The organism is Candidatus Methylacidiphilales bacterium (assembly GCA_028713655.1).
GTDB lineage: Bacteria > Verrucomicrobiota > Verrucomicrobiia > Methylacidiphilales > JAAUTS01 > JAQTNW01.
The window spans coordinates 1-22116 of record JAQTNW010000022.1 but is presented as its reverse complement, the minus strand read 5'-3'; the positions used below and the strand labels follow the sequence as shown (position 1 = coordinate 22116).

Sequence of the window (22116 nt, the reverse complement as noted above, 5' to 3'; positions counted from 1 at the left end):
AATAAGTCGCTGCCAGCGCCATAAACAACGCCATCAAAAAGAAATGGCCGACGACAAATTGAATGCCTTGCGGCGGGTATTTCCTCTGCGGCTTTTCATGAATGTTCCCTGGGTTGTTTCGAGGTTTTGGCAAACATTTTCAGCAAAAGCGGCATGATGGCGCTTTGCTCCGACTTTGACATCCGATCCATGACAGCATCCATCTGCGCAAGAAATTCCGAAAGCGACTTGATCTGGCGATTAAAGGCAGCAGCCTTCTCCCCGCGCAATGAACGGGTCAGCGCCTCACAGGCCCGCAAGGCACGAAGCGCAGGCTCAATTTCGCGACGTTTGCGTTCACGGGCAATTGTGCAGAACATCCGCCAGACATCCTTTTCCGATTCATAGTATTCCTTGCGCTCGCCCTTGCGAATGACATTGCGAACGAGGCCCCACCCGACGAGTTCCCTGAGATTTTGATGGGCATTGCCACGGCTGATCCTGAGTTCGGCCATGACCTCGTCCGTTGTAAGGGCCTTCTCACTGGTCATTAAGAGCGCATGGACCTGAGCCATGGTACGGTTAATTCCCCAGGCGCCGCCCATTGCACCCCACTGTGAAATAAACTCGTCCCGCGCAGCGGCCAAAGGATCAAGGGTTTTGGTCTTTGTGTCCATATTTTCAATAAATACTGAAAATACAGTTATGTCAAATAAAAAGATCTTTTCGCCTTCGCTGGTGTAGCTTTGTTCGCACTCCGGACAAATCCCTCCTCTGGCGGGCGATCTTGGCTCGAAAACTGGTTTCTTATCCGTGTCAGTCCGTGTTTATCCGTGGTTCAGTTCGAATCTTAAGTTCGCGCCTCGTGTGAAATACATGGTCAGATTATGATTATGATTATGAGCAAGAGTTAGAGTGAGAGATCGAGTTTGAGGGGGGAGTTTCTGAATCCTGCATTCCACATTCCTCATTTTCCCTTGCCCCTTTGCGTGCGCCGCAGGCGCATTGTGACTTCGCGTTAAAATGTGCTCCTCCGCGCTCTCAGCGACTGCGGTAATGCTTCCTACCTGCCAACTCCGGCTCGACAGCACTCCAACTGCGCGCTTGTATCCAATCAATGCCGCAGGAATCCACCCCCACCGCTACCGGCACAGTCACGCTGCAGTGGCGACGCCCGCTTTCCCTGCTCGCGCGATTCTGGGCCTTGCTGGCCTTTGTCTTGTTTTTCGGAATCGTGGGCGCGAACTACTGGCTCGGACACGGCCCCACCTGGAAATGGGGCGGACTGAAAGCCGGCGACCTGAGCCAGCACTACGCCGGCGGGATTTTCTGGAAAAAAGGCTGGGTCCAACCGCTCTATCGCGATTACAAGCTCGGCGACTGGATGAATGACTGGAACAAAAGCGTCGATCCCAAGCAGGGCAAAACCAAAATGGAGCGGTTTAATTATGTGTACAGCCCGTTGATCGCAAAAATTGCATCCTGGTTCACCGGTTATTCCTACGGCACCTGGGTCTCTTTCTGGTTTTATTCCAGCTTTGCGCTCTACGCCTTCTGCGGCTGGCTGTTATACCGCTCTGATCCGCATCCGGGTTATTTAGCCGTCCTTCCCCTCCTCTGGTTTGCCGGGTTTCACAGTTTTTATTACACGCTCATCCCCGGCCAAAATACGGTCATCACGCTGGCCATCCTGCTTGCCGCCGGACATTTGCTGAACCTCCGGCGCGACTGGGCCGCCGGATTTGTCATGAGCCTGACTTTTTACAAACCTCAACTCATGCCCTACATCGGCTTTTTCATGCTGCTCACCGGCAACTGGCGTTTCTGCATGGCACTGGCCCTGGGCGGCATTTTCTGGATATTCGGCGTCGGCATCCTCGCAACGGGCTGGGAAGCGAACCGACTCTGGTTCGAAAGCCTGCAAGACATGGCCGCCGGGCGGCAGTTCCAAAAACCCGGCCTCAACCAGTCGTGGCGCGGTTTTCTGCCCGGCATCATTCCTGTCAAAAATTGGGCGGAGGCTTTGCCCCTGCTTTTCAGCCTCGCCACCGTTACCCTCTCCCCATTGTGGCTGCGCGTCGGAGAAAAGAAAATCGAATGGAAGCCCGCATACGCTCTTTATATCGCCGCTGTGGCGTGGATTTTGGCATCACCTTATGTCGGACACTATGAACTGCTTCTCGGCCTGCCCTGGTGGATGACATTGCTGGTTCGTTTTCAGTGGCGTTGGTCAGAGATACTCCTCCTGAGCCTGTATTGGTGCGTCGGCGTGGTCGCACTTCTGGGTCTGCGCATGCAATTTTCCCTCTCCGCCCCCCTGCTGGCCCTCTGGCTATTCGGTTCCCTATACTTGACCGTGAACTGGCCCACACAAAGCCAGAAATCCGCCTTTCGAAAAAAGGATTGACGATCCGCCGCAGCAACGGCAGATTCTTCAACTCATTTATGGCATTGATCGAGAAAACACCCACTATTACGGAAAATCGTCTGCACGACAAGGATACCGGCTCCGCAGACGTTCAAATCGCACTTTTGACCCAACGGATCAACTACCTGACGGAACACCTGAAGATAGCGACGAAGGACCACAGCTCGCGCCGCGGCCTCATCCTCATGGTCAGCAAACGCAGACGCCTTCTTGATTACCTCAACCGGACCGACAAAGGCCGGTATGATTCCCTGATCAAGAAATTGAAAATCAGAAAATAATAAACAAGGCAGGCCGGAACACCCGAAGGCACCAGAGAACAAAACAAAGGTCTCACGCGGAAATTTGTTTTGTACTCTGTCCTTTCGGAATCTCCCGGCACGCCGCCACCCTTCAATCTCAGGATTGAATTAAAGGAGTACCTATCATGTCCATTCACACAGTCCCGGCCCTCGTCGGAAACCAGAACGTCGTCTTCGAAACCGGCAAACTCGCAAAACTCGCCGACGGCGCCGTCACGGTCCGCATCGGTGAAACCATCATGCTCGTCACCGCTGTTTCGGCCACGACGGTCAAGGAAGGGCAGGATTTCTTCCCCCTGACGGTCGATTACCGTGAAAAAGCCGCCTCGGTCGGACGCTTCCCCGGCGGTTACTTCAAACGCGAAGGCCGACCCAGCGAAAAGGAAATCCTCACCGCGCGCATGACGGACCGCCCGCTGCGCCCGCTGTTCCCGAAAGGTTATTTCTACGACACCCAGATCATCGCCACCCTGCTTTCCGCCGATGGCGTGCATGAACCCGACATCCTGACGATCAACGGCGCGTCAGCCGCCCTGATGGTCTCCGACATCCCCTTCGCCGGTCCCGTCGGCGCAGTCCGTGTCGCCCGCGTGGACGGCCAGTGGGTCGCCAATCCCACCCATGCGCAAATCGAAGTTTCAGACCTCGACCTCGTTTATGCCGGCACGGAGACCGAGCCGATCATGATCGAAGGCAGCGCGCTGGAATTGACCGAGGACGAATTCAACAAAGCCCTCGAGTTCGCCCAAGCCCAGGTCAAGCTCCTGGTCGCCGCCCAAAAAGATCTGGCTGCCCGCGTCAACAAAACCAAGCGCCAGGCCCCATTGATGCTGGCCAAGCAGGAGTTGCTGGAAATTGCCTATCAAGTCGCCGGTGACCGGATCGAGGCCGCGATTTACACCCCCGGCAAAGTGGACCGCCAAAAGGCCGTCGGCCTCCTGAAGGATGAAGTCCGCGCCAAGATCGTTGAAAAATTTCCCGAAGCCACCGGCTTTGAAATCAGCCAGGCTTTTGATTACCTCCAAAAGAAAGCCTTCCGCCTCAGCATTCTCGACAAAAAACAGCGCTGCGACGGACGCGGCGCGGATGAAATCCGCCCCCTCACCGGCGAAGTGGGCCTCATCCCGCGCTCGCACGGCTCGTCCCTCTTCGCCCGCGGCGAAACCCAGGCCCTGTGCTACGCCACACTGGCCCCGGTCGATGAAGCCCAGACTCTCGACGCCTACACCGGCGGCGAGGACACCAAGCGCTTCATCCTGCATTACAACTTCCCGCCCTTCAGCGTGGGCGAAACCGGCCGCACCGGCGGCTTGAACCGCCGCGAAATCGGCCACGGCGCGCTCGCCGAGCGTTCCCTGCTCGCTGTTGTCCCGCCGGAAACCAAGTTCCCCTACGCGATCCGTATTTCCTCCGAAGTGATGGAATCCAACGGCTCGACCTCGATGGCCTCCGTCTGCGGCGGCTGTCTCGCCCTCATGGATGCCGGTGTGCCGATCTCCAAACCGGTGGCGGGCATTTCCGTCGGCTTGGTGACCGAATTCGACGACAACACGGGTGCGCTCAAACGCCACATGTTGATCACCGACATTCTCGGCAGCGAAGATCATTTCGGCGACATGGATTTCAAACTCTGCGGCACCCGCGACGGCATCACCGGCTTCCAGTTGGACCTCAAACTCGCCGGCGTTCCGCTCGAAACCCTCCAGCGCGCAGTATTGCAGGCCGCTGCGGCCCGCCAGCGCATTCTGGATTTCATGCAGGGCGTCATCCAACAGCCCCGCGAAAAACTTTCGGAATACGCCCCGCGCATCGAAGTCCTGAAGATCAACCCCGACAAGATCGGCCTGCTCATCGGGCCCGGCGGAAAGACGATCAAGGGCATCAGCGCCGAGACCGGCGCCGAGATCAATATCGACGACGACGGCACGGTTCGGATTTACTGCAACAGCGGCGATGGCATGGCGCGCGCGCTGGAAATCATCTCCGGCATGACCGGCGAGATCGAAGTGGACAAGCTCTATCGCGGCAAGGTTGTCAGCATCAAGGAATTTGGCGCGTTTGTGCAGATATTCCCCGGCCAGGACGGCTTGGTGCACATCTCCGAATTGTCAGACACCCGCGTGCGCAGGACCGAGGACGTCGTCCGCATGGGCGAGGAACTTTGGGTCAAGTGCATCGGCGTCGATGACAAGGGTCGTGTGAAACTTTCCCGCAAAGCCGCCATGCGCGACCGGGGCGAGCAACCCCAGGCCCCACAGGGCGAAGAGGCTGCCGCTACGAAGGAATAAACATTTTCTGGCTGTAGCCGGGACTCCTGGAGTTCCGGCCCGGCCGGGAGTTGACAAATCAGAGTCTCGAGAAACATTTTAAATCCTTACGGATATCAACCAACCTAGGAGAAAATATGGCCATTGCAGCCGGTTCCAAAGCCCCTGACTTCACCCTGAAACGCAAGACCAGCGATGGGATTGTGGACGTTAAATTAAGCGACAATTTTTCGAAGAAGAACACCGTCATTCTCTTTTTCCCGCTCGCCTTCACCGGCGTTTGCACCCAGGAAATGTGCGACATCACCCAGGGCATCAGCGCTTACAGCAGCCTGAATGCGGAAGTCTATGCCATCAGCGTGGACAGCCCGTTCGCGCAGGAAGCCTGGGCGCAGAAAGAGCACATCACGATCCCGATCCTGAGCGACCTGAACAAAAAGACCGCCGAAGCCTACGGCGTGTTGCTGCCGGACCTCATCGGTCTGGGCTCAGTCAGCGCCCGCGCGGCTTTTGTGGTCGATAAACAGGGCCTCATCAAATACAGCGAGCAGACCCCGACCCCCAAAGACCTGCCCAATTTTACCGCGATCCAGGAAGTCCTCAAAAAGCTTTAAAGACAGTTTTCACCGCCGAGAGCGCAGAGGTTCAAATTTTTTATGCTTCCTCATAAATCCGAACATCTACACCCATCTGCGTTATACATGGTTATTTGCGTTACTTGCGATTAAACATTCTTGTCACTTTTTGCGTATTTTGCGCCTTTTCGCGGCCAATCCTTTGCTCCCAAAATCCGCGTCCATCCCCTGAATCTGCAGATAGACTTCATTTCGTGTCTTTCGTGCTTTTCGTGGTTCAACCTTATGGAGTCGTCGCAACCGGCGCGAGTTCGCGGCCCTGGATTTCACGCTGGATCCGCGCCAGGAATTCCTCGAAGGAAACAGATCCCTCGTCACCCTTTCCGCGCGAGCGGACCGCAACTTTCCCGGCATCCATTTCCCTGGCGCCAATCACCAGCATGTACGGCACCTTTTCAACCTGGGCCCGGCGTATCTTGGCGCCCATTTTGTCCGGATGATCGTCCACAGCACAGCGAATTCCCAAGTCATGCAGTTTCGCTCGCAAGCCATGTGCGTAGGCAAGTTGGTTGTCGGTGATCGGAATCAAACGAACCTGCTCCGGCGAAAGCCAGACCGGAAACGCCCCGCCAAAATGTTCGATCAAAAATCCGATGAACCGTTCGTGCGTACCCAGGGGCGCGCGATGAATGCAAAGCGGCGTCGCCTTGCTGTTTTGCGCGGTTGTATATTCCAGTCCAAAACGGGCGGGCACGGCAAAATCCACCTGGTTGGTGGCGATGGTAAATTCCCGCCCGATGGCGCTCCAGACCTGCACGTCAATTTTGGGACCGTAAAACGCCGCTTCATTGGCCACTTCAACAAAGTCGATGCCCGAAGCCACCAGCACCTCACGCACCATCGTTTCCGTCTTTTTCCATAACTCCGCCTGGTCCACGAATTTTTTGCCCAGTTGCGCGGGGTCATGGGTGGAATAACGCATCCGGTATTTTTCGAAGCCGAAGATTTTGAAGTATTTCAAATACATCTCGTTCACCGCCTTGAACTCCGCGGCAAACTGCTCCTCGCTGCAGTAAATATGCGCATCGTTCATCTGCATCGAACGCACGCGCATCAGCCCGAACAATTCGCCCGACTGCTCGTAACGGTAACAGGTGCCGTACTCGGCGAAGCGCAACGGCAGGTCGCGGTAGCTGCGCGGCACGGCCCCAAACAGTTTGTGGTGATGGGGGCAATTCATCGCCTTGAGATAGTAGCGGACTTTTTCGCCGCCCGCCTCCTCCTCAAATTCCATCGGCGGGAACATCGACTCGGCATAATACGGCAGGTGGCCGCTCCGGTGATACAGGCTGTCGCGCGCGATGTGTGGCGTGCGGACGCGCTGGTAACCCGCCGCAAATTCGGTCTCCTTGGCCAGCTTTTCCAACTCTTCGATAAGAACGGTTCCGTTGGGCAGCCAGAGCGGCAGTCCCGGGCCGACCTCTTCCGCTTCAAAGGTAAAAAGTTGCAGTTCCTTGCCGAGCTTGCGGTGGTCGCGTTGTTTGGCCAACTCCAACTGTTCCAGGTGAAGCTTCAATTCCTCGGCGCTGGGGAATGCGGTCCCGTAAATGCGCTGGAGCTGCTTGTTTTTCTCATCACCGCGATGATAGGCGCCCGCCACGCTCAACAGCTTGAAAGCCTTGAGTTCCGCAGTGCTCGATAAATGCGTGCCCGCGCAAAGGTCCACAAATTCGCCGTTGCGGTAAAAGCTGATGGCCTCCCCTTCCGGAATGTCCTTCAACCGCCCCAGTTTGTAACGGTCCTGGCCGATCTTTTTGATCAGCGCCTCGGCTTCCGCCCGGCTGCATTCGCTGCGCTCGAAAGCCTGCTTTTCAGACGCAATCTTTTCCATCTCGCGTTCCAGCTTGTCCAGGTCCTCGCGGGTGAAGGGATGCTCCGTGTCAAAGTCGTAATAAAATCCCGTGTCGGTCGGCGGGCCGATGTCCAGTTGTGTGTCGGGAAAAAGCCTCAAAACGGCAGTGGCGAGAATGTGCGAAGCCGAGTGGCGCAGCTCCTCCAAGGGGGTCATTTTTTTCATAATGCGAAGGAATCATCTTATGGAAAGGACAGGACGGGTCAAGAGTGAGGGGAACGGCATCCAAGGCAAATGGATTCGCCACAAAAGAGCACAAGGAACCGCAAAAAGGAGGAATACTTCTCCGATTAAAACGCAGACACTCCAGGTTTTAAATTTTTATGCGTTATTGATGAAAGTTCTCTTTGCGTATTTTGTGACCTTTTGCGGCCAACAAAATGTATTTGGCCTAAATCTGGCATCCGCCGTTAAAGGCTTCCCCTGCTTTTTCCATTGTGCGGCCTTCCCGGTTGCCGCTAAAACAGATCATGCAAAAGCCGTTTCTGCCACTCGCTCCTGACGGCAAAACGTTCCGCCTGATCTTTCTGTCCATTACCTCCCTGCTGGCGCTGAAGGCCTGGCTTTTGCCGCACTTGCCCGGCCTTCCAAGTTCCGACGCCATGCGTGATCTGGTGGGCTTGCCCTGCCCCTTTTGCGGCGGTACCCGCGCCATGTCCTGCCTGCTGCATGGCGACTGGCACGGGGCTCTTTATTTCAACTGGATCGTTTTTCCGGTACTGTTTCTGGGAGGGCCGCTGGTGGCCATCATTATTTATGAGCTGGCCTCCAACCGCCGGATTTTAAAATGGATCAACATAAACCCGCGCAGGATTTCCGTCTTCGCAGCCGCCTTGGTGCTGCTTTGGGGCTTGCAGATTGGCCAGGCGCTCTTCACGCCCAAGCCTGAACTCCTGAACCCCCGCGGCTTGTTCTTCCAATTTGTCAGTTTTCCTGAAAAACGATACAGTCCGGTCTTGAAACAACCGCTCCCCGGCGTCGCACACGCATCCAGCCTCACCCAACCCAACTCCCAATCCAGATGAAGATTTGGTACTACGCAAAGGCAGGCCGCCGCTACGGCCCGACAACACGCGAAGCGGTTGAAAAACTCTACCGCGAAGGCAAACTCAAGGCCAAAGACCTTGTTTGGGAACAAGGCACACCCGAGTGGCTGGAGGCTGGTGCTGTGCTTGAAACTGCTCCATCACCCCCATCTCCCGCTCCTGCATCAACCCCCGCTCCCGGCACTGCGGCCGAAACCTGTGGATTGGCCATTCTTTCCCTTTGCTGTTCCTTCATCGGTCTTGCCTGCTGCTGCGGCGCTCCCATCCTTGCGATTCCAGGAGTGATTTTGGGACACCTCTCACTTTACCGCCTCAGCCAAAACCCAAACCTGAAAGGCCGCGAAATTGCGCTGGCTGGAATGATTATCGGCTATTTGGTCATCGCCATTGCCCTGTTGGGTTGGCTCGGATGGTCATTAAAAAATCCCCTCTTCACAGGGCACAGACACCTGCTTTAACATGAAAGACAATATATGAAACAATGGTATTATGCAAAAAACGGCCAGCAGAATGGCCCGATTGACCGCCCGATCCTCGAAGAACTTTATCGCAAGGGCGAATTGGCGCCATCAGACCTTGTGTGGGAAGAAGGCATGCCCGAGTGGATTACCGCAGGCACCGTGTTCACCGTAACCACCTCCGGCTCACCAAGCTCCACCCTGCCTGGCGATGTTTCGTCAGAATCCTCCGCATTGCCCGACTACGGCGACTTCCTGTGCTGGGGCATTGCTCTCATCATGATCCCCTGCCTCGGCATCGGCGCGTTTATCACGCTGATCGTCTTTCACATCCTGGAACTCGTGGCCGTGAGAAAAAAAATAAGCGAGGGCGCCCTGGCGCGTTCTTCCTACTCGGACATCCATCCTGCCCTGATGACCCTCGGATTGATTTGCTGCATGGCTGTGTTTTATCCGCTGTTCATGCATCTGCGCAATGAAAGCCGTTACTTTAAGCCCCAGCGCCATGCCGTCTGGTTCTCGATCGTGATTATGGTCTTGAATATCGGACTCGCCCTAATCCTTAGCATGGGGAACATCATGACCCAAATGGCGGCCATGGGCCACCATTGATCCCAAGCACATGACAAAAACAAGCCACCTCGTCGGCCCAATTCGCCGCCCGCGCCGCAACCGCCGAAGCAAAGGCATCCGCGCTCTGCTGGCCGAAACCGCGCTTTCGACAAAACATTTGGTCGCGCCGCTCTTCGTCAAGGAAAACGGCCCTCCGGAAGACATCGAGTCCCTTCCCGGCAACCGCAGACTCAATCCGGACGATCTCCTCCGCGAATGCGAGCAATTGCTGAAACTGGGCGTCAACGCCGTCGCCCTGTTCCCCTGCATCGACGCGGCTCTTAAAAACAACAGCGGGACCGAAGCCCTGAAACCTGACAACCTGCTAAACACCGCCGTCCGGAAGCTCAAAGGACGCCTGCCGGAACTGGCCGTCATCACGGATGTCGCCCTCGACCCCTACACCACCCACGGCCACGACGGCCTGCTCAATGAAAAAGGCGATGTGGAAAATGACCGCACCGTCGATGTCCTGGCCCAGATGTCCGTTCTGCAGGCTCGCGCCGGTGTGGATTACGTTGCCCCGTCCGACATGATGGACGGGCGCGTGCTCGCGATCCGAAAGGCGCTCGACAGCGAAAATCTGACCGACACCGGCATTCTGGCCTATTCCGCTAAGTTTGCCTCCGCGTATTACGGTCCGTTCCGGGACGCCGTGGGCAGCCGGCTCCCCGCCGGAACCTATCTGGACAAACGCACCTATCAACTCAATTACACCAATCCGCGCGAAGCCATCCTGGATGCGCTGCTCGACGAGGAGGAAGGCGCCGATATCCTTATGGTCAAGCCTGCGGGCGTTTATCTCGATATTCTGTGTGAATTGCGCAAGCGCACCCTGCTGCCTCTCGCCGCCTACCAGGTTTCCGGCGAATACGCCCAGATCCACGCCGCCGCGCAAAATGGCTGGCTCGATCTGGGTGCCACAATGCTGGAATCCCTGCTGGCCATACGCCGGGCCGGGGCGGATTTGATTTTCACTTATTTCGCCCGAAGATTTGCCGAATCATTTTCGAAATAATTCGAAATGCCTGCCCCCGCCGGAAGCGGTGTTCATTTCAGTCGGCTTATTTCATACCGGCTGAACTATTATTTCACGCCAGCATAAAACTGATAAAGTACGGCTCTTGTTTTTCTGAACCTCTAGCTATCCAATTTTAAGCAAACGACTTACATATCATTAGTATTTCTAATCCTAGGATGCCGAAATTCATGCTTCTCTTGGTGGTGGTTTGACAGATAGGCGGCAAAGTTATTAAATGCTCTTAACTTCCCATGCACCAACATTCCACTCTCCCTTCAATCGATCCCTCCGAACTGGGAAAAATCCAAAAAAATGGCGCCCAGCCCCGTGGTTCACTTGCACATGCCGACAATGCTCCCGTCCTGGAAGAATATTATGAGCAATGGAAAATAGATCCGCTCACCGTCGATCCCGTCTGGCGCGCGTTTTTTGAAGGCTTCGAACTCGGTTGCCAGCAAGTCCCGGAAATCAGACATGCCGCAGGTCTTCCCCAGACATCAGGTTCAACGGATGGGAACGAACGCATCTATCGTCTCAAGCAAGCTGCCATCTACAATCTCCTCTTCGCGTATCGTACGCTCGGCCATCACCTGGCGCATCTGGACCCCTTGGAAATTGCCAAGCCCATCCAGACCGAACTCGACTTGAAATATTTCAAACTGGGCGAGGAAGACCTCGATACCGTATTTGACTCGGGCAAGCTGGCCGGAGGCGGCCAACGCAGCCTTCGCGAAATCCTCGCCATCCTGCGCCGGACCTATTGCAGCAATATCGGCGTCGAGTACATGCACATTCAGAATTTTGAAATCCGCCGCTGGCTTCGGGATAAATTCGAAACCACCCAGAACACTCCGAATTTTGAAAGCCGGAAAAAGCGGCGCATCCTCAACCGCATCCTCTCGGCGGAGATGTTTGAAAAATTCCTCCATACCCGCTACGTCGGGCAAAAGCGTTTCGGCCTTGAAGGCGGCGAAAGCCTGATCCCGATGCTCGACGCCATCGTCGAAGACTGCCCGAAAAACGGCATACAGCGGATTGTGATGGGCATGACCCACCGCGGGCGCCTCAACGTGCTGGCGAACATCCTGAGAATGAGCTACAAATCGCTTTTCGACAAATTTGCCGACAACTACGCCCCTGACACCGTGCAAGGCGACGGTGATGTCAAATACCACCTCGGCTACGAGGCCACCGTTGCGACCTGCTCCGGCGAAAAAATAAACGTCTCACTGGCTCCAAACCCGAGCCATTTGGAAGCCGTCAACCCCGTCGTCGAAGGCAAGGTCCGCGCCTGGCAGCGCATTCTCAACGACATGGACGAGAGGAAAAAGGTGGTACCCATATTGATTCATGGCGACGCCGCGTTTATCGCGCAGGGCATCGTGCAGGAAACCATCAACATGTCGCAGTTGCCCGGCTATAAAACCGGCGGCACACTGCACATCATCGTCAACAACCAGATCGGTTTCACCACTGTCCCGGCTGACGCCCGGTCCAGCATCTATTGCACATCCATCGGCAAAATGAACGGCATCCCCGTTCTCCACGTCAACGGAGACGACCCGGTCTCGGCCGTGCTTTGCATCGAACTGGCGCTTGAATACCGCCAGCACTTCAGCCGCGACATCATCATCGATCTGTCCTGCTACCGCCGCCATGGCCACAACGAAGGCGACGAACCCAATTTCACCCAGCCCACCCTGTACTCGACCATTGACGAACATCCGCTTGTCAGCGAGCTGCTGATTCCCAAACTTATAACAGCAGGCGACATCACGCAGGAAAAGGCGGATTCGTATGTCAAAAAATTCGAGGAAACCCTGAACGCCGCCCTGGTGGAATCCCGCGCAGCCGCCAAGGTTCTGGCCCCGAAAATCAAGCCCCCCCTCTCCACCCCCGCCCTGCAGGAACCCGTCCAGACCAGCCTGCCCATGAAAGAGCTGAAACGGGTCGGCCTCGCAATCACAGAGCAACCGAAAAATTTCAAACTCAATCCCAAGGTCGCCAAAATGATGGAAAACCGGCGCCACATGATCGAAGGAAAAGTCCCCATCGACTGGGCCGTCGCGGAAGCCCTCGCTTTTGGAACCATTCTTGATCAGGGGATCCCCATCCGCCTTTCCGGGCAGGACAGCCGCCGCGGCACGTTCAGCCACCGGCACTCGGTGCTCTACGACCTGGAAACGCGCGAGCGGTACATCCCCCTGCGAAATATTTCCAACAAACAGTCCACCTTTTGCGTCTATAACAGCCCGCTGTCAGAAAATGCAATCCTCGGCTTTGATTTCGGGTATTCCCTCGATTTCACCGACATGCTCTGCCTGTGGGAGGCCCAGTTCGGCGACTTCGCCAACGGCGCCCAGGTCATGATCGACCAATACATCACCAGTTCCGAATCCAAATGGGGCGTCACCTCCCGCATCGTCCTGCTGTTGCCGCACGGCATGGAGGGCCAGGGCCCCGAACACAGCAGCGCGCGCCTGGAACGCTTTTTGCAGTCCTGCGCCGAGGACAACATCCAGGTGGCCAACTGCACCACGCCGGCCAATTATTTTCACATGCTTCGCCGCCAGGTTTTGCGCCCGATCCGGAAACCGTTGGTGCACATGTCGCCCAAGAAATTGCTGCGCCTTAAGGAATGCGCGTCCACTCTCGAGGACCTCGCAAACGGCAGCTTCCAGGAGATCATCCCGGACGCGTCCAGGCCGCAAGCGGCCAAGCGCCTTATTCTTTGCTCGGGGAAGGTTTATTACGATCTCGACGCCTACCGCCAAAAGGAAAAGATCACGGACACCCATATCGCCCGCGTGGAACAGCTCTACCCGATGCATGTAAAGCAACTCAGCGCCCTCTGCGACGCCTACAAACACGCCTCCAGTATCGTCTGGTGCCAGGAGGAATCCCAAAACATGGGCGCATGGACCTACATCGAGCCGGTGCTGCGCAAGGCTTTCAGCCGGGAAATCCAGTACGCAGGGCGCGATGCCTCCGCCAGCCCCGCCACCGGTTCCAGCGCCATCCACAACCTCGAACAAGCCGATTTGGTTTTGCAGGCATTTAAGGCTTGATCTGTGCCCCAACTGATTGCTGAATACTCGCTGGCAACTCATAACTCTCCATGATTGAAATCAAAGTCCCCTCTGTCGGCGAATCCATCACTTCCGGTGTTCTCGGCGCCTGGCGTAAAAAATCCGGCGAATATGTCAAGGAAGGCGATTCCCTGCTGGAAATTGAAACCGACAAGGTAACCTCCGAAGTCTTTGCCGAGGCCTCCGGAACTTTGCAGCAAATGGCCCAGGAAGGCGCTGAGGTCAAAATCGGCCAGGTCGTCGGCAGGATTGATGATAAAGCGAAAGCGCCTGCCGCTTCCGCTCCTGCCATTGCCCCGCAACCCCAACCTGCGGCAGCCAAGCCGGAACCCGCAGCCGGGGAATTGTCCCCGGCGGTACGCAAGCTGATTGAGGAAAAAGGCCTTACTCCCGCCCAAATCTCGGGCACAGGCAAAGGCGGGCGTATTTTGAAAGAAGACATCATTACCCACCTGGAAAGCCAGCCCAAACGCATTGCCTCCGTGGTCGAAAAGGAAACCATTCCTGCGCCGGCCACAACCCAGTCTGGAACGTCGGTCACGCGCAAGCGCATGAGCCCGTTGCGCAAAAAAATCGCCGACCGACTTCTGAGCGCCAAGCAGGAAACCGCGATGTTGACCACCTTCAACGAGGTGGATATGTCGAATATCATGTCGCTGCGCTCCAAGTTTCAGGAACGTTTCCAGGCCAAACACGGCATCAAGCTCGGCTTCATGTCCTTTTTCGTCAAAGCCGCCGTCCATGCCCTGCAGCAGGTTCCCTCCGTCAATGCCCGGATCGAGGGCGATGAGATCGTTGAAAATCATTTTTACGACATCGGCATCGCCATCTCGACCGAAAAGGGCCTGCTGGTTCCCGTTCTGCGCGGTGTCGAGCAGCTCAGCCTTGCCGCCATCGAACAAGCCATCATCAATTACTCCAAAAAATCGCGCGAAGGCAAAATCACATTGCCCGATCTGGAAGGCGGCGTATTCACCATCACCAATGGCGGAACATTTGGTTCCCTGCTCTCCACGCCGATTCTCAACCCACCGCAAAGCGCCATTCTTGGGATGCACGCCATCCAGGAACGTCCGGTCGCCCTCAACGGCCAGGTCGTGATCCGGCCCATGATGTATCTTGCGCTGTCCTATGATCACCGGCTCGTGGATGGCAAGGGCGCCGTCACCTTCCTCGTGCGGATCAAGGAATTCATTGAAAATCCCGCCCTCCTCCAGCTTGAAGTCTAGCTTAAACCTCCCGCTCAAACTCTATCTCTAACTCTTAATCCTAATCTTAATCTTAATCTAACGTAGTACCGCGCGCAGGGGAAAACTGAGGAATTCAGGATTCAGAAGCTGAAAGCTGACGGCATCAGAAAGACTTAAAACTTAATACCATCATGAACTACGACCTGATAGTCATCGGTTCCGGACCTGCGGGCTACGTCGCCGCCGCGCGCGCCGGGCAGCTCGGCCTCAAAACCGCCTGCATTGAAAAATCAAAACCCCTCGGCGGCACCTGCCTGAATGTCGGCTGCATCCCCAGCAAAGCCCTGCTGGCTTCCAGCGAACACTATCATTTTGCAAAACACCGCTTTGCCTCCCACGGCATCGTTGCCTCCAATATCTCACTCGACCTGGCCGCGTTGATGAAGCGGAAAAACGACGTCGTTTCCCAACTCGGCAAGGGCATTGAGTTCCTGTTCAAGAAGAACAAGGTGGACCGCTTTGAGGGAACCGGCACGCTTCGTTCCCCCAAGCAGGTGGTGGTAACCGGCAACGACGGCAAGGAACAGGTTCTCGAGACGAAAAACATTCTCATCGCAACCGGCAGCGTTCCCATCGAACTGCCCTTCCTCAAATTCGACGGCAGGAGCGTCGTATCCAGCGACCATGCCATTGCTTTTTCAGAGGTCCCAAAATCCTTGCTCGTCATCGGTGCCGGCGCAATCGGCCTGGAGCTGGGCTCCGTTTGGTCGCGCCTGGGTTCGGAAGTCACCATTGTCGAATTTTTGCCGCGCATCGCCACCGGTTTTGACCTGGAACTGGCCACACAACTCCAGCGCTCCCTGGAAAAGCAGGGTCTCAAGTTTTTCCTCAGCACCCAGGTGCAGTCGGCACAGGCCGGTAAAGGCAGCGTCACTCTCACAGCGCAACAGGACGGAAAGAAAATCACGCTGGAAGCTGAAAAAGTTTTGGTGGCCGTCGGCCGCAAGCCCTACACCGCGGGCCTGGGGCTGGAAAATGCCGGCATCAAACTATCAGAAAAAGGGCGCATCCCCGTCAATAAAAACTGGCAGACCGTTATGCCCAACATTTATGCGGCGGGCGACGTCATCGAAGGGCCCATGCTGGCCCATAAGGCGGAGGCCGAGGCCAATGCCATCGTGGAACATATCGCCGGGCAGGCCGGACAGGTCAACTACAACGCCATCCCGGGTGTGATCTACACCGCGCCGGAGGGCGCAAGCGTCGGCTTGAGCGAGGAACAGGCCAGGGAGCAAGGCCGGGAGATCAAGACGGGCAAATACCCCTTCATGGCCAATGGCCGCGCCCTGGCAGGCGACACGAAGGAAGGCTTCGCCAAAATCATCACCGACGCCAAGACGGACAAGGTATTGGGCGCCCACATCCTGGCGAGCAACGCGTCGGAATTGATCGCTGAGTGCGTGTTGCTCATGGAATTCGGTGGCAGTGCCGAAGACCTGGCCCGCACCATTCACACGCATCCGACCATGTCGGAAGTTGTCAAGGAAGCCGCCCACGCGGCATGGCTGGCGCACTAACACAGGGTCTCACGCAAATCGCTTGTTCACAAACAGCACGTCATTGCGGTATCGGGCCAGGATATCAAAATTAAATTCCCTTAGATACTTCATCAACTGCCTCAAATTCGGCTGGCCCTTGTATAATTCCTGATTGCTGTATTCGGTGTAAATAAAACGCGTGCTTGCCAGGGTGTTGCTGCCGCCGCGAAATACGTCCATCTCCGCACCCTGGACATCCAGCCAGATGAAATCAACAGTCGCGATGCCCTGCGTTCTGAGCCAGGAATCCAAAGTCGATGTGCGAACGGATATTTTCCGGTCAAATGTAACCCATGGGTTTACCTTGAGATGTTCCTTGGGTGGGCGGATTGATCCTGACATGTCCCATCCTTCGGGCATTGCCTGGGCCGATTCCACGTTTTTCCGGCCGCCGCTTTGGTAAAATGTGGCCTCACCATTGCGGTCGCTCAAGGCCATCTCATAGAGGTGGACATTGGAACGCTCTCCGACCTTCGCCTTGAAGCGGGCGATTGCGCGCGGATCGGGTTCGAAGCAATAAATTTTCGGGTTTTTGAACATCTCAAGAAACCTGAGGGTGTCGGTCCCGTCATTGCAGCCAATCTCAAGAATCGTGGGGTCTTCCCTGCCGACGCAGTCCCGAATCAGTTCCCTGCTGATTCCGGAGTCGGACACGGGTGGTATTCCATAAAAAAGGCAGTGCAGATGGTAATACAGCGGCCTCAACAGGCGTTTCAGACCTGGAACGTGGTTCAGTATTTTTCTCAGGATCTGCATTTTACACCCGCTCCGTTTTACCACCCGGCAGAGCGTTTGCACCATCAAAACTGACAAGTGGGAAGAAAAAGGGATTGGGTTTCGCGCCAAGCTCGCCCACCCCGCAAAGGAATCCGTTTCAACCGCAGCTGAACGCGGATTCATGCAGATAACTGACAGCCAACTTGAAACTCAACACTGAAAATCCGGCACCGGACGGATTCGCCAGAGCGAACTTTAAACCTGGAGTTTACACCCAATTTCACCTTGTTTTGGAGGTGCATGCGGGTGTAAGTTTCAGGAATGCAATGCCATAAGCAAAGCCTGCCCTTACAGGTTGCCTTGATCCGTGATACAGCACTAGTGCGCTTGATCAGGATACAAGCACCGGTGGTTCAATAAAACTGTTAGCCAAAAGAAATGAACGCTGACGAGTTCATCGACGCCCTCAAGATCGTGGTTCACGATTCCGCCATCATCGGTATCGAGTCGTCGCTGCGAAAGCCAAGTGGGCGGCAGCCGAGAGCTAGCCTTGTTGCGGCGTCTCAATGGTTCGGCGGCCTTAAGCAAGAAGAGCAAGAGATTGTTCGGACGATTGTCACGCGATCTGTCCATGCGGCCATTTTCGGGATGTTGGGAGTTCTCGACGGTGTGCGTGCTATCGAGAGCCGCGAAGAAAAGGGGCAGCTTGTCTTGAGTTTCGAAGATGCCAGTGGCGTTGTACGCCTGAACAACACCCACGGGGAGATGTTGCACGACATCTACCAGGCGAAAGTTTATGATGAGGTATTCGGAAAAAAAGCTAACCAGCGGATCGAGCCAATTACGAGGAGCGCGGTCAGGTCACGGTTTCAATCGAACGCCAGTGACGCTCTCCTCGTCATGGCTCATCCTGGTCGTTCGGTGTAAAATATGAAAATTATACTAACCATTGTTTTGGCATCCCTTTCGCTTGTCACAGCACATGCCGAAGTTGACCACATTCGTATTGCCCTAAAGGTCCTTCGTGACGGCAATACCATGCAAACACCTTCTGTGATTGTGCTTCCCGGGAAGGCCAGTCAGCTCGCCGTGACCCAGGATTATAAAGATCCAGGAAACCGATCTTTACCCGTTGGCATCATTTTTGATTCCATTGCCGATTTCAAAGACGGAAAGATAAAGTACTCATGTCTCTTGACTCTTCGGGAGCGTCAAAAGACAAAGGATGAGGCAACCCAATCCGTTTCTTTCTTTAAAACACAAGAATTTATGTTGTCCGGCTTGAGTGAAGCCGGAAAGGATGTAAAAACGGATTTGGGCGACGGCCTTTCTATTGTTTTATCACTGTCGAAGGTCAATGCAAAAGGGGAAGCCTTGAAATAAAACACCGAACCAGTCGATGGACTCAAAGACCATTCTCGCTACGCTCGAAGTTCTGTCACAGTCCATGCGGAAGCATGGCCAGTGCCAGAACCAAGTGGTCTTGAGTCATCGATGTCGTTAGGCCACAAAACACACCATGCCTTGCGATTGCGCCCAATTTCAGCCCATCGAGCTTGATCGCCAGAGCATCACTCGGCGCATCAAACAGTCGCCGGCAATTCGCAAGCGTCTTACCCAGATTGCAGAGAACACCGAGCTGCGGATTTATCTGTTTCGCTGCCCTGATTGCGGCCAGCTTTGGCAGAGCGGTCATGAGTGGAATTTCGCGGATCAGGAGTATTTGTTTCAGGTTCCACCGATTGAGGTCGCGGAGTGGGAGCGCGAACCGTATCAGCAACCCGCAGCCATGATGATTTATTCAGCCGTCATGCGCGATTTGTTCGCTCGTTCCAAGTTCGAGGTTGGCGACTCACCATGCCGAATCGAAGGTTGCCAGCAGCGTGCATTACGACTTAGTGTGTTTTGTCGTGACCATCACATTGAGTCCATACAGCAGCGAGGGCGTTTACCGAAGAAGCCAGTCGGAAGATTATTTCCACCATACTATGTGGAGACGCCAAATGTGGCCTAACCAGATCACTGCACACAACGCCGGATGGCCGTCGCAGTTCCGCTTCGCGGGCAGCGTCATTTGGCCCGGCGTGTGTGAGTTCCATCGTTAGGCGGCAGCACACGCTTATGAAATCATTCACACCTTGGCTGCTTCTGATTCCGGTGTTGATGTTGTTGGCTGGACTGCCTAGCCAGCTTCGTGGAGATTTGCCTTACCACGTTTCCACGATGAGCTACATCTTGAGCATTTTGGGATGGTCGTTTACTTTCTGCGCGATATTTGCTTTAAGTCGTGGGTCGAGGTGGTGTCAGCTTTTCTTTGCTTGCATTGGCGTAGTTATGCTTGTGGATACCGGGTATCGGCTTTGGGTCGGCCCACGCAGTCTGGCTCATATCATTTTTGACATTGTTATCATTTGGGTAGCGTTAGCTTTTATACGCAGCTTCCCACTGAACCGAAAGATGACCAAGCATGACGATGCCACATAACAAGTCGCCGGAGCCAACCGCCGTTGGCGCGGTCAGTTCCGCGGTCGCGGTTCACGCCGCGGGTCGGCGGTGGCTCAGCTTTTTTCGTTGATATGGCTGCTATTGTCAAGGGTTGAGACACTTCTGGTATTCCGTTTTTTCATGCGGTTTTACTTTCTTCGGGGGAGGACAGAGGGGAGCAGAGGACGCGGTGAACGATGGTAAGATCTGCTGAGTTTAATGGAGTCAACTCCGACATCCGTCGCGAGCAGGCGGCTTGACATTGACAGAAATGCTCGGTCCACTCCTCCAATGTCCTGCTAAATCGCCGGCATGACATTCCCGCCGCAGACCGGAAGCCAAGCCCCGGTGATGAACGAGGCCAGATCGGACGCGAGAAAGGCGACAGCCTGTGCGATTTCCCGGTCTTCACCCCGCCGGTTCAGCGGAACATTTCGTTCATAAGCCTTCTGCCTTTCCGTTCCGCTCAGGCGGTCGCGCTCACTGATCGTCCAACCGGGCGCCACCTGGTTGACAGTCACTCCGTGCTTTCCGATTTCGCGCGCCAGCACCCGCAAGACCCCGTCGGATCCGCGCTTGCCCGCGACATACGCCGATTGGGTCGGCAGGCACTGCATCGCGCACTCGGTTGAAATCGCGATGATGCGGCCCCATTTCTTTTTGATCATCGAGGGCGCGAACGCCTGCGCCATGAGTACATTTTGCATCACACAGGTACGGAACTGGCTCTCGTAATCTTCCGGCGACTGCTTCAAGACCGGTTTCCACGGATATTGGCTCACAGCGTTATTGACAAGGATGTCGGGAAAAACACCGGCCTTTTTCAGTTGGGCGTGCAAGGATTTCACACCGTCAGGCTGACCCAGGTCGGCCTGCACGATCCAGGCGCGGCGTCTCAGCTTCCTGATCTTTTTCTGCACTTCGAGTGCCCGTTCCTTTTTGCTCATGTAATGGAGGACCACGTCGGCCCCGCATTCAGCCAGGGTCAGGGAAATAACCCGGCCCAATTCACCTGCAGAGCCCGTGACCAGGGCCGTTTTTCCCGAGAGATCGATCTTCATAAGATAAGGATTGGCATTTTTAATGTTTTTACAAGAAATTCAAATAAGACGCCAAGACACAAAAAAACGCATTTCCTTAACCACGGATGAACACAGTTTTACAGAAAGTTCGCAAAGAACGGAAAGGTTTAACCGCAGATTACACAGATGAGCGCGGGTGAAAGGCAGAGCACGTTTCTCTCACGGAGCCACGGAGAACACAGATGGGAAATGCAGAATGCGGAAGACTTCAAACTGGAACTAATCCGCATTTTTGTTCGTGATTTTCGTGTATTTTGTGGTTTGAAAACCAGTTTTTTAATTTTTGCGTCTTTTTGTGGCCAACTTCCAATGTTTTTGTTTCTTGGCGGGCTTTGTGCCCTTGGCGCGAAATGGATTTTATGGCATTCGGACAACAAAACTTGCTAAGGCCGGACGCCTTTAAGATAGGCAATGATACCCTGCTGGACCGGGAGACGATTTCCGGCCTGCTCGAAAATATCCGTCGCGTGGCTTTCCAGTACGTCTTCCGTGATCTCTTTGCCGCGGTACGCCGGCAGGCAATGCAGCACCATGCAGTCTTTCTTCGCGAGCTTCAACAGGCCCTCGTTGATTTGATAACCTTGGAAGGCCTTGATCCGATTTTCGGCTTCGCTTTCCTTGCCCATGGAAATCCACACATCCGTGTAGAGCAGATCCGCATTCTTTGCCGCTTCATGCACGTCGTCTGTCAATCCGGTGTGCGAATTCGTAACTCGCGTTTGATAGCCTTCCGGCGCCGCGCAAACCAGATTGAAATCGAAAATCCTGGCCGCATGTACAAATGAGCGCGCCACATTGCAATCCGCATCGCCGATAAACGCCACCTTTTTTCCCTGGATCGTGCCGCGCTTTTCCTCGTAGGTGAAAATATCCGTCAGGATCTGGCAGGGATGCTCTTCATCCGTCAACGCATTGATGGTTGTCAATCCCGAGTACGTCGAAAAAAGATCCACATCCTCCTGCGCGAAGGTGCGGATCACCGCGCCGTGGACCATTTGGCCCAGCACACGCGCGGTATCGATGATCGGTTCCCCCCGCCCCAACTGGATGTCGCCCGCATTCAAAAAAATCGTCTGCCCGCCCAGCTCGCGTATGCCGACCTCGAATGAAACGCGGGTGCGCGTCGAGCTTTTTGAAAAAATCAAGGCGTAGGTCTGGCCCCGCAGCAAATCGGCATGAAACCGGCCCCGCTGCACTTTGAACTGCTTGGCGAGCCGGAATATCTCATAGGCTTCGTCCCGCGAAAAATCATGAACTCTTAAAAAAGCTTCTCATAATGTCTTTTTGATTATCTCCAGAGCCTCTTCCAAATGCGCCTGCTCCACATTCAGCGGCGGAAGGAAGCGAAGCACCTTA

Annotated in this window: 19 protein-coding genes and 1 pseudogene; 15 read left to right on the top strand and 5 right to left on the bottom strand. The window is 55.2% G+C overall.

The features are described from left to right. Positions 1 to 95: 95 nt before the first annotated feature. Complete coding sequence (locus tag PHD76_08670; GenBank protein ID MDD5261905.1) at positions 96 to 656, bottom strand: hypothetical protein; 561 nt, start codon at positions 654 to 656, stop codon at positions 96 to 98. A gap of 440 nt (positions 657 to 1096) precedes the next feature. On the opposite strand from PHD76_08670, the gene PHD76_08665 reads away from it, so the two are divergent. The 4 genes from PHD76_08665 (at position 1097) to PHD76_08650 (ending at position 5590) form a co-directional block, all read left to right on the top strand. Then, entirely contained in the window at positions 1097 to 2386 is a 1290-nt protein-coding gene (locus PHD76_08665; GenBank protein MDD5261904.1) for a glycosyltransferase family 87 protein, read from the top strand. 38 nt (positions 2387 to 2424) lie between these two features. After that, the gene (rpsO, locus tag PHD76_08660) at positions 2425 to 2688 is read left to right on the top strand and encodes a 30S ribosomal protein S15 (GenBank protein ID MDD5261903.1); all 264 of its coding nucleotides are present in this window, start codon (positions 2425 to 2427) and stop codon (positions 2686 to 2688) included. Between the two features lie 146 nt (positions 2689 to 2834). Beyond that, positions 2835 to 4997, top strand: coding sequence for a polyribonucleotide nucleotidyltransferase (locus tag PHD76_08655; GenBank protein MDD5261902.1), 2163 nt, complete (start codon positions 2835 to 2837; stop codon positions 4995 to 4997). Between the two features lie 116 nt (positions 4998 to 5113). Further along, positions 5114 to 5590 (top strand): redoxin domain-containing protein, encoded by a 477-nt coding sequence (locus PHD76_08650; GenBank protein ID MDD5261901.1) that lies wholly within the window; start codon positions 5114 to 5116, stop codon positions 5588 to 5590. A 244-nt stretch (positions 5591 to 5834) separates the two neighbouring features. On the opposite strand, the gene thrS is transcribed toward PHD76_08650, so the two are convergent. Further along, positions 5835 to 7628, bottom strand: coding sequence for a threonine--tRNA ligase (gene thrS, locus PHD76_08645; protein MDD5261900.1), 1794 nt, complete (start codon positions 7626 to 7628; stop codon positions 5835 to 5837). Positions 7629 to 7647: 19 nt separating this feature from the next. Between thrS and PHD76_08640 the strand changes: the two genes are divergently transcribed. The 8 genes from PHD76_08640 (at position 7648) to lpdA (ending at position 16456) form a co-directional block, all read left to right on the top strand. Next, on the top strand, positions 7648 to 7965 hold the full coding sequence (locus PHD76_08640) for a hypothetical protein (protein ID MDD5261899.1): 318 nt from the start codon (positions 7648 to 7650) through the stop codon (positions 7963 to 7965). Then, the gene (locus PHD76_08635) at positions 7934 to 8488 is read left to right on the top strand and encodes a DUF2752 domain-containing protein (protein MDD5261898.1); all 555 of its coding nucleotides are present in this window, start codon (positions 7934 to 7936) and stop codon (positions 8486 to 8488) included. The genes PHD76_08640 and PHD76_08635 overlap by 32 nt, the downstream gene beginning before the upstream one ends. Then, positions 8485 to 8967: a DUF4190 domain-containing protein gene (locus PHD76_08630; protein ID MDD5261897.1), complete on the top strand. Its 483-nt coding sequence runs from the start codon at positions 8485 to 8487 to the stop codon at positions 8965 to 8967. The genes PHD76_08635 and PHD76_08630 overlap by 4 nt, the downstream gene beginning before the upstream one ends. 15 nt (positions 8968 to 8982) lie before the next feature. Beyond that, entirely contained in the window at positions 8983 to 9579 is a 597-nt protein-coding gene (locus tag PHD76_08625; protein ID MDD5261896.1) for a DUF4339 domain-containing protein, read from the top strand. A gap of 10 nt (positions 9580 to 9589) precedes the next feature. Next, positions 9590 to 10597 (top strand): porphobilinogen synthase, encoded by a 1008-nt coding sequence (hemB, locus tag PHD76_08620; GenBank protein MDD5261895.1) that lies wholly within the window; start codon positions 9590 to 9592, stop codon positions 10595 to 10597. Positions 10598 to 10851: 254 nt separating this feature from the next. Continuing rightward, positions 10852 to 13668, top strand: coding sequence for a 2-oxoglutarate dehydrogenase E1 component (locus tag PHD76_08615; protein ID MDD5261894.1), 2817 nt, complete (start codon positions 10852 to 10854; stop codon positions 13666 to 13668). Between the two features lie 50 nt (positions 13669 to 13718). Beyond that, positions 13719 to 14918: a 2-oxoglutarate dehydrogenase complex dihydrolipoyllysine-residue succinyltransferase gene (odhB, locus tag PHD76_08610; GenBank protein MDD5261893.1), complete on the top strand. Its 1200-nt coding sequence runs from the start codon at positions 13719 to 13721 to the stop codon at positions 14916 to 14918. Positions 14919 to 15070: 152 nt separating this feature from the next. After that, on the top strand, positions 15071 to 16456 hold the full coding sequence (lpdA, locus tag PHD76_08605; protein ID MDD5261892.1) for a dihydrolipoyl dehydrogenase: 1386 nt from the start codon (positions 15071 to 15073) through the stop codon (positions 16454 to 16456). Between the two features lie 9 nt (positions 16457 to 16465). Here lpdA and PHD76_08600 read toward each other — a convergent pair whose 3' ends face one another. Further along, positions 16466 to 17131 (bottom strand): FkbM family methyltransferase, encoded by a 666-nt coding sequence (locus PHD76_08600; GenBank protein ID MDD5261891.1) that lies wholly within the window; start codon positions 17129 to 17131, stop codon positions 16466 to 16468. A 501-nt stretch (positions 17132 to 17632) separates the two neighbouring features. Here PHD76_08600 and PHD76_08595 point away from each other — a divergent pair. From PHD76_08595 to PHD76_08585, 3 genes are all read left to right on the top strand, one after another. After that, positions 17633 to 18121, top strand: coding sequence for a hypothetical protein (locus PHD76_08595; protein ID MDD5261890.1), 489 nt, complete (start codon positions 17633 to 17635; stop codon positions 18119 to 18121). A 3-nt stretch (positions 18122 to 18124) separates the two neighbouring features. Then, positions 18125 to 18577, top strand: a complete 453-nt coding sequence (locus PHD76_08590; protein MDD5261889.1) for a hypothetical protein — start codon at positions 18125 to 18127, stop codon at positions 18575 to 18577. A gap of 136 nt (positions 18578 to 18713) precedes the next feature. Beyond that, positions 18714 to 19208, top strand: coding sequence for a hypothetical protein (locus PHD76_08585; protein MDD5261888.1), 495 nt, complete (start codon positions 18714 to 18716; stop codon positions 19206 to 19208). A 769-nt stretch (positions 19209 to 19977) separates the two neighbouring features. On the opposite strand, the gene PHD76_08580 is transcribed toward PHD76_08585, so the two are convergent. Together PHD76_08580 and argF are read right to left on the bottom strand one after the other, a co-directional pair. Next, on the bottom strand, positions 19978 to 20739 hold the full coding sequence (locus PHD76_08580) for an SDR family oxidoreductase (GenBank protein MDD5261887.1): 762 nt from the start codon (positions 20737 to 20739) through the stop codon (positions 19978 to 19980). A gap of 404 nt (positions 20740 to 21143) precedes the next feature. Continuing rightward, positions 21144 to 22013 (bottom strand): annotated as a pseudogene (argF, locus tag PHD76_08575) (ornithine carbamoyltransferase). Between the last annotated feature and the right edge of the window lie 103 nt (positions 22014 to 22116).

Coding starts and splice junctions, on each gene's coding strand:
- PHD76_08670 (MDD5261905.1), bottom strand. CDS start 656: ATGGACACAAAGACCAAAACCCTTGATCCTTTGGCCGCTGCGCGGGAC.
- PHD76_08665 (MDD5261904.1), top strand. CDS start 1,097: ATGCCGCAGGAATCCACCCCCACCGCTACCGGCACAGTCACGCTGCAG.
- rpsO (MDD5261903.1), top strand. CDS start 2,425: ATGGCATTGATCGAGAAAACACCCACTATTACGGAAAATCGTCTGCAC.
- PHD76_08655 (MDD5261902.1), top strand. CDS start 2,835: ATGTCCATTCACACAGTCCCGGCCCTCGTCGGAAACCAGAACGTCGTC.
- PHD76_08650 (MDD5261901.1), top strand. CDS start 5,114: ATGGCCATTGCAGCCGGTTCCAAAGCCCCTGACTTCACCCTGAAACGC.
- thrS (MDD5261900.1), bottom strand. CDS start 7,628: ATGAAAAAAATGACCCCCTTGGAGGAGCTGCGCCACTCGGCTTCGCAC.
- PHD76_08640 (MDD5261899.1), top strand. CDS start 7,648: ATGGAAAGGACAGGACGGGTCAAGAGTGAGGGGAACGGCATCCAAGGC.
- PHD76_08635 (MDD5261898.1), top strand. CDS start 7,934: ATGCAAAAGCCGTTTCTGCCACTCGCTCCTGACGGCAAAACGTTCCGC.
- PHD76_08630 (MDD5261897.1), top strand. CDS start 8,485: ATGAAGATTTGGTACTACGCAAAGGCAGGCCGCCGCTACGGCCCGACA.
- PHD76_08625 (MDD5261896.1), top strand. CDS start 8,983: ATGAAACAATGGTATTATGCAAAAAACGGCCAGCAGAATGGCCCGATT.
- hemB (MDD5261895.1), top strand. CDS start 9,590: ATGACAAAAACAAGCCACCTCGTCGGCCCAATTCGCCGCCCGCGCCGC.
- PHD76_08615 (MDD5261894.1), top strand. CDS start 10,852: ATGCACCAACATTCCACTCTCCCTTCAATCGATCCCTCCGAACTGGGA.
- odhB (MDD5261893.1), top strand. CDS start 13,719: ATGATTGAAATCAAAGTCCCCTCTGTCGGCGAATCCATCACTTCCGGT.
- lpdA (MDD5261892.1), top strand. CDS start 15,071: ATGAACTACGACCTGATAGTCATCGGTTCCGGACCTGCGGGCTACGTC.
- PHD76_08595 (MDD5261890.1), top strand. CDS start 17,633: ATGAACGCTGACGAGTTCATCGACGCCCTCAAGATCGTGGTTCACGAT.
- PHD76_08590 (MDD5261889.1), top strand. CDS start 18,125: ATGAAAATTATACTAACCATTGTTTTGGCATCCCTTTCGCTTGTCACA.
- PHD76_08585 (MDD5261888.1), top strand. CDS start 18,714: ATGCCTTGCGATTGCGCCCAATTTCAGCCCATCGAGCTTGATCGCCAG.
- PHD76_08580 (MDD5261887.1), bottom strand. CDS start 20,739: ATGAAGATCGATCTCTCGGGAAAAACGGCCCTGGTCACGGGCTCTGCA.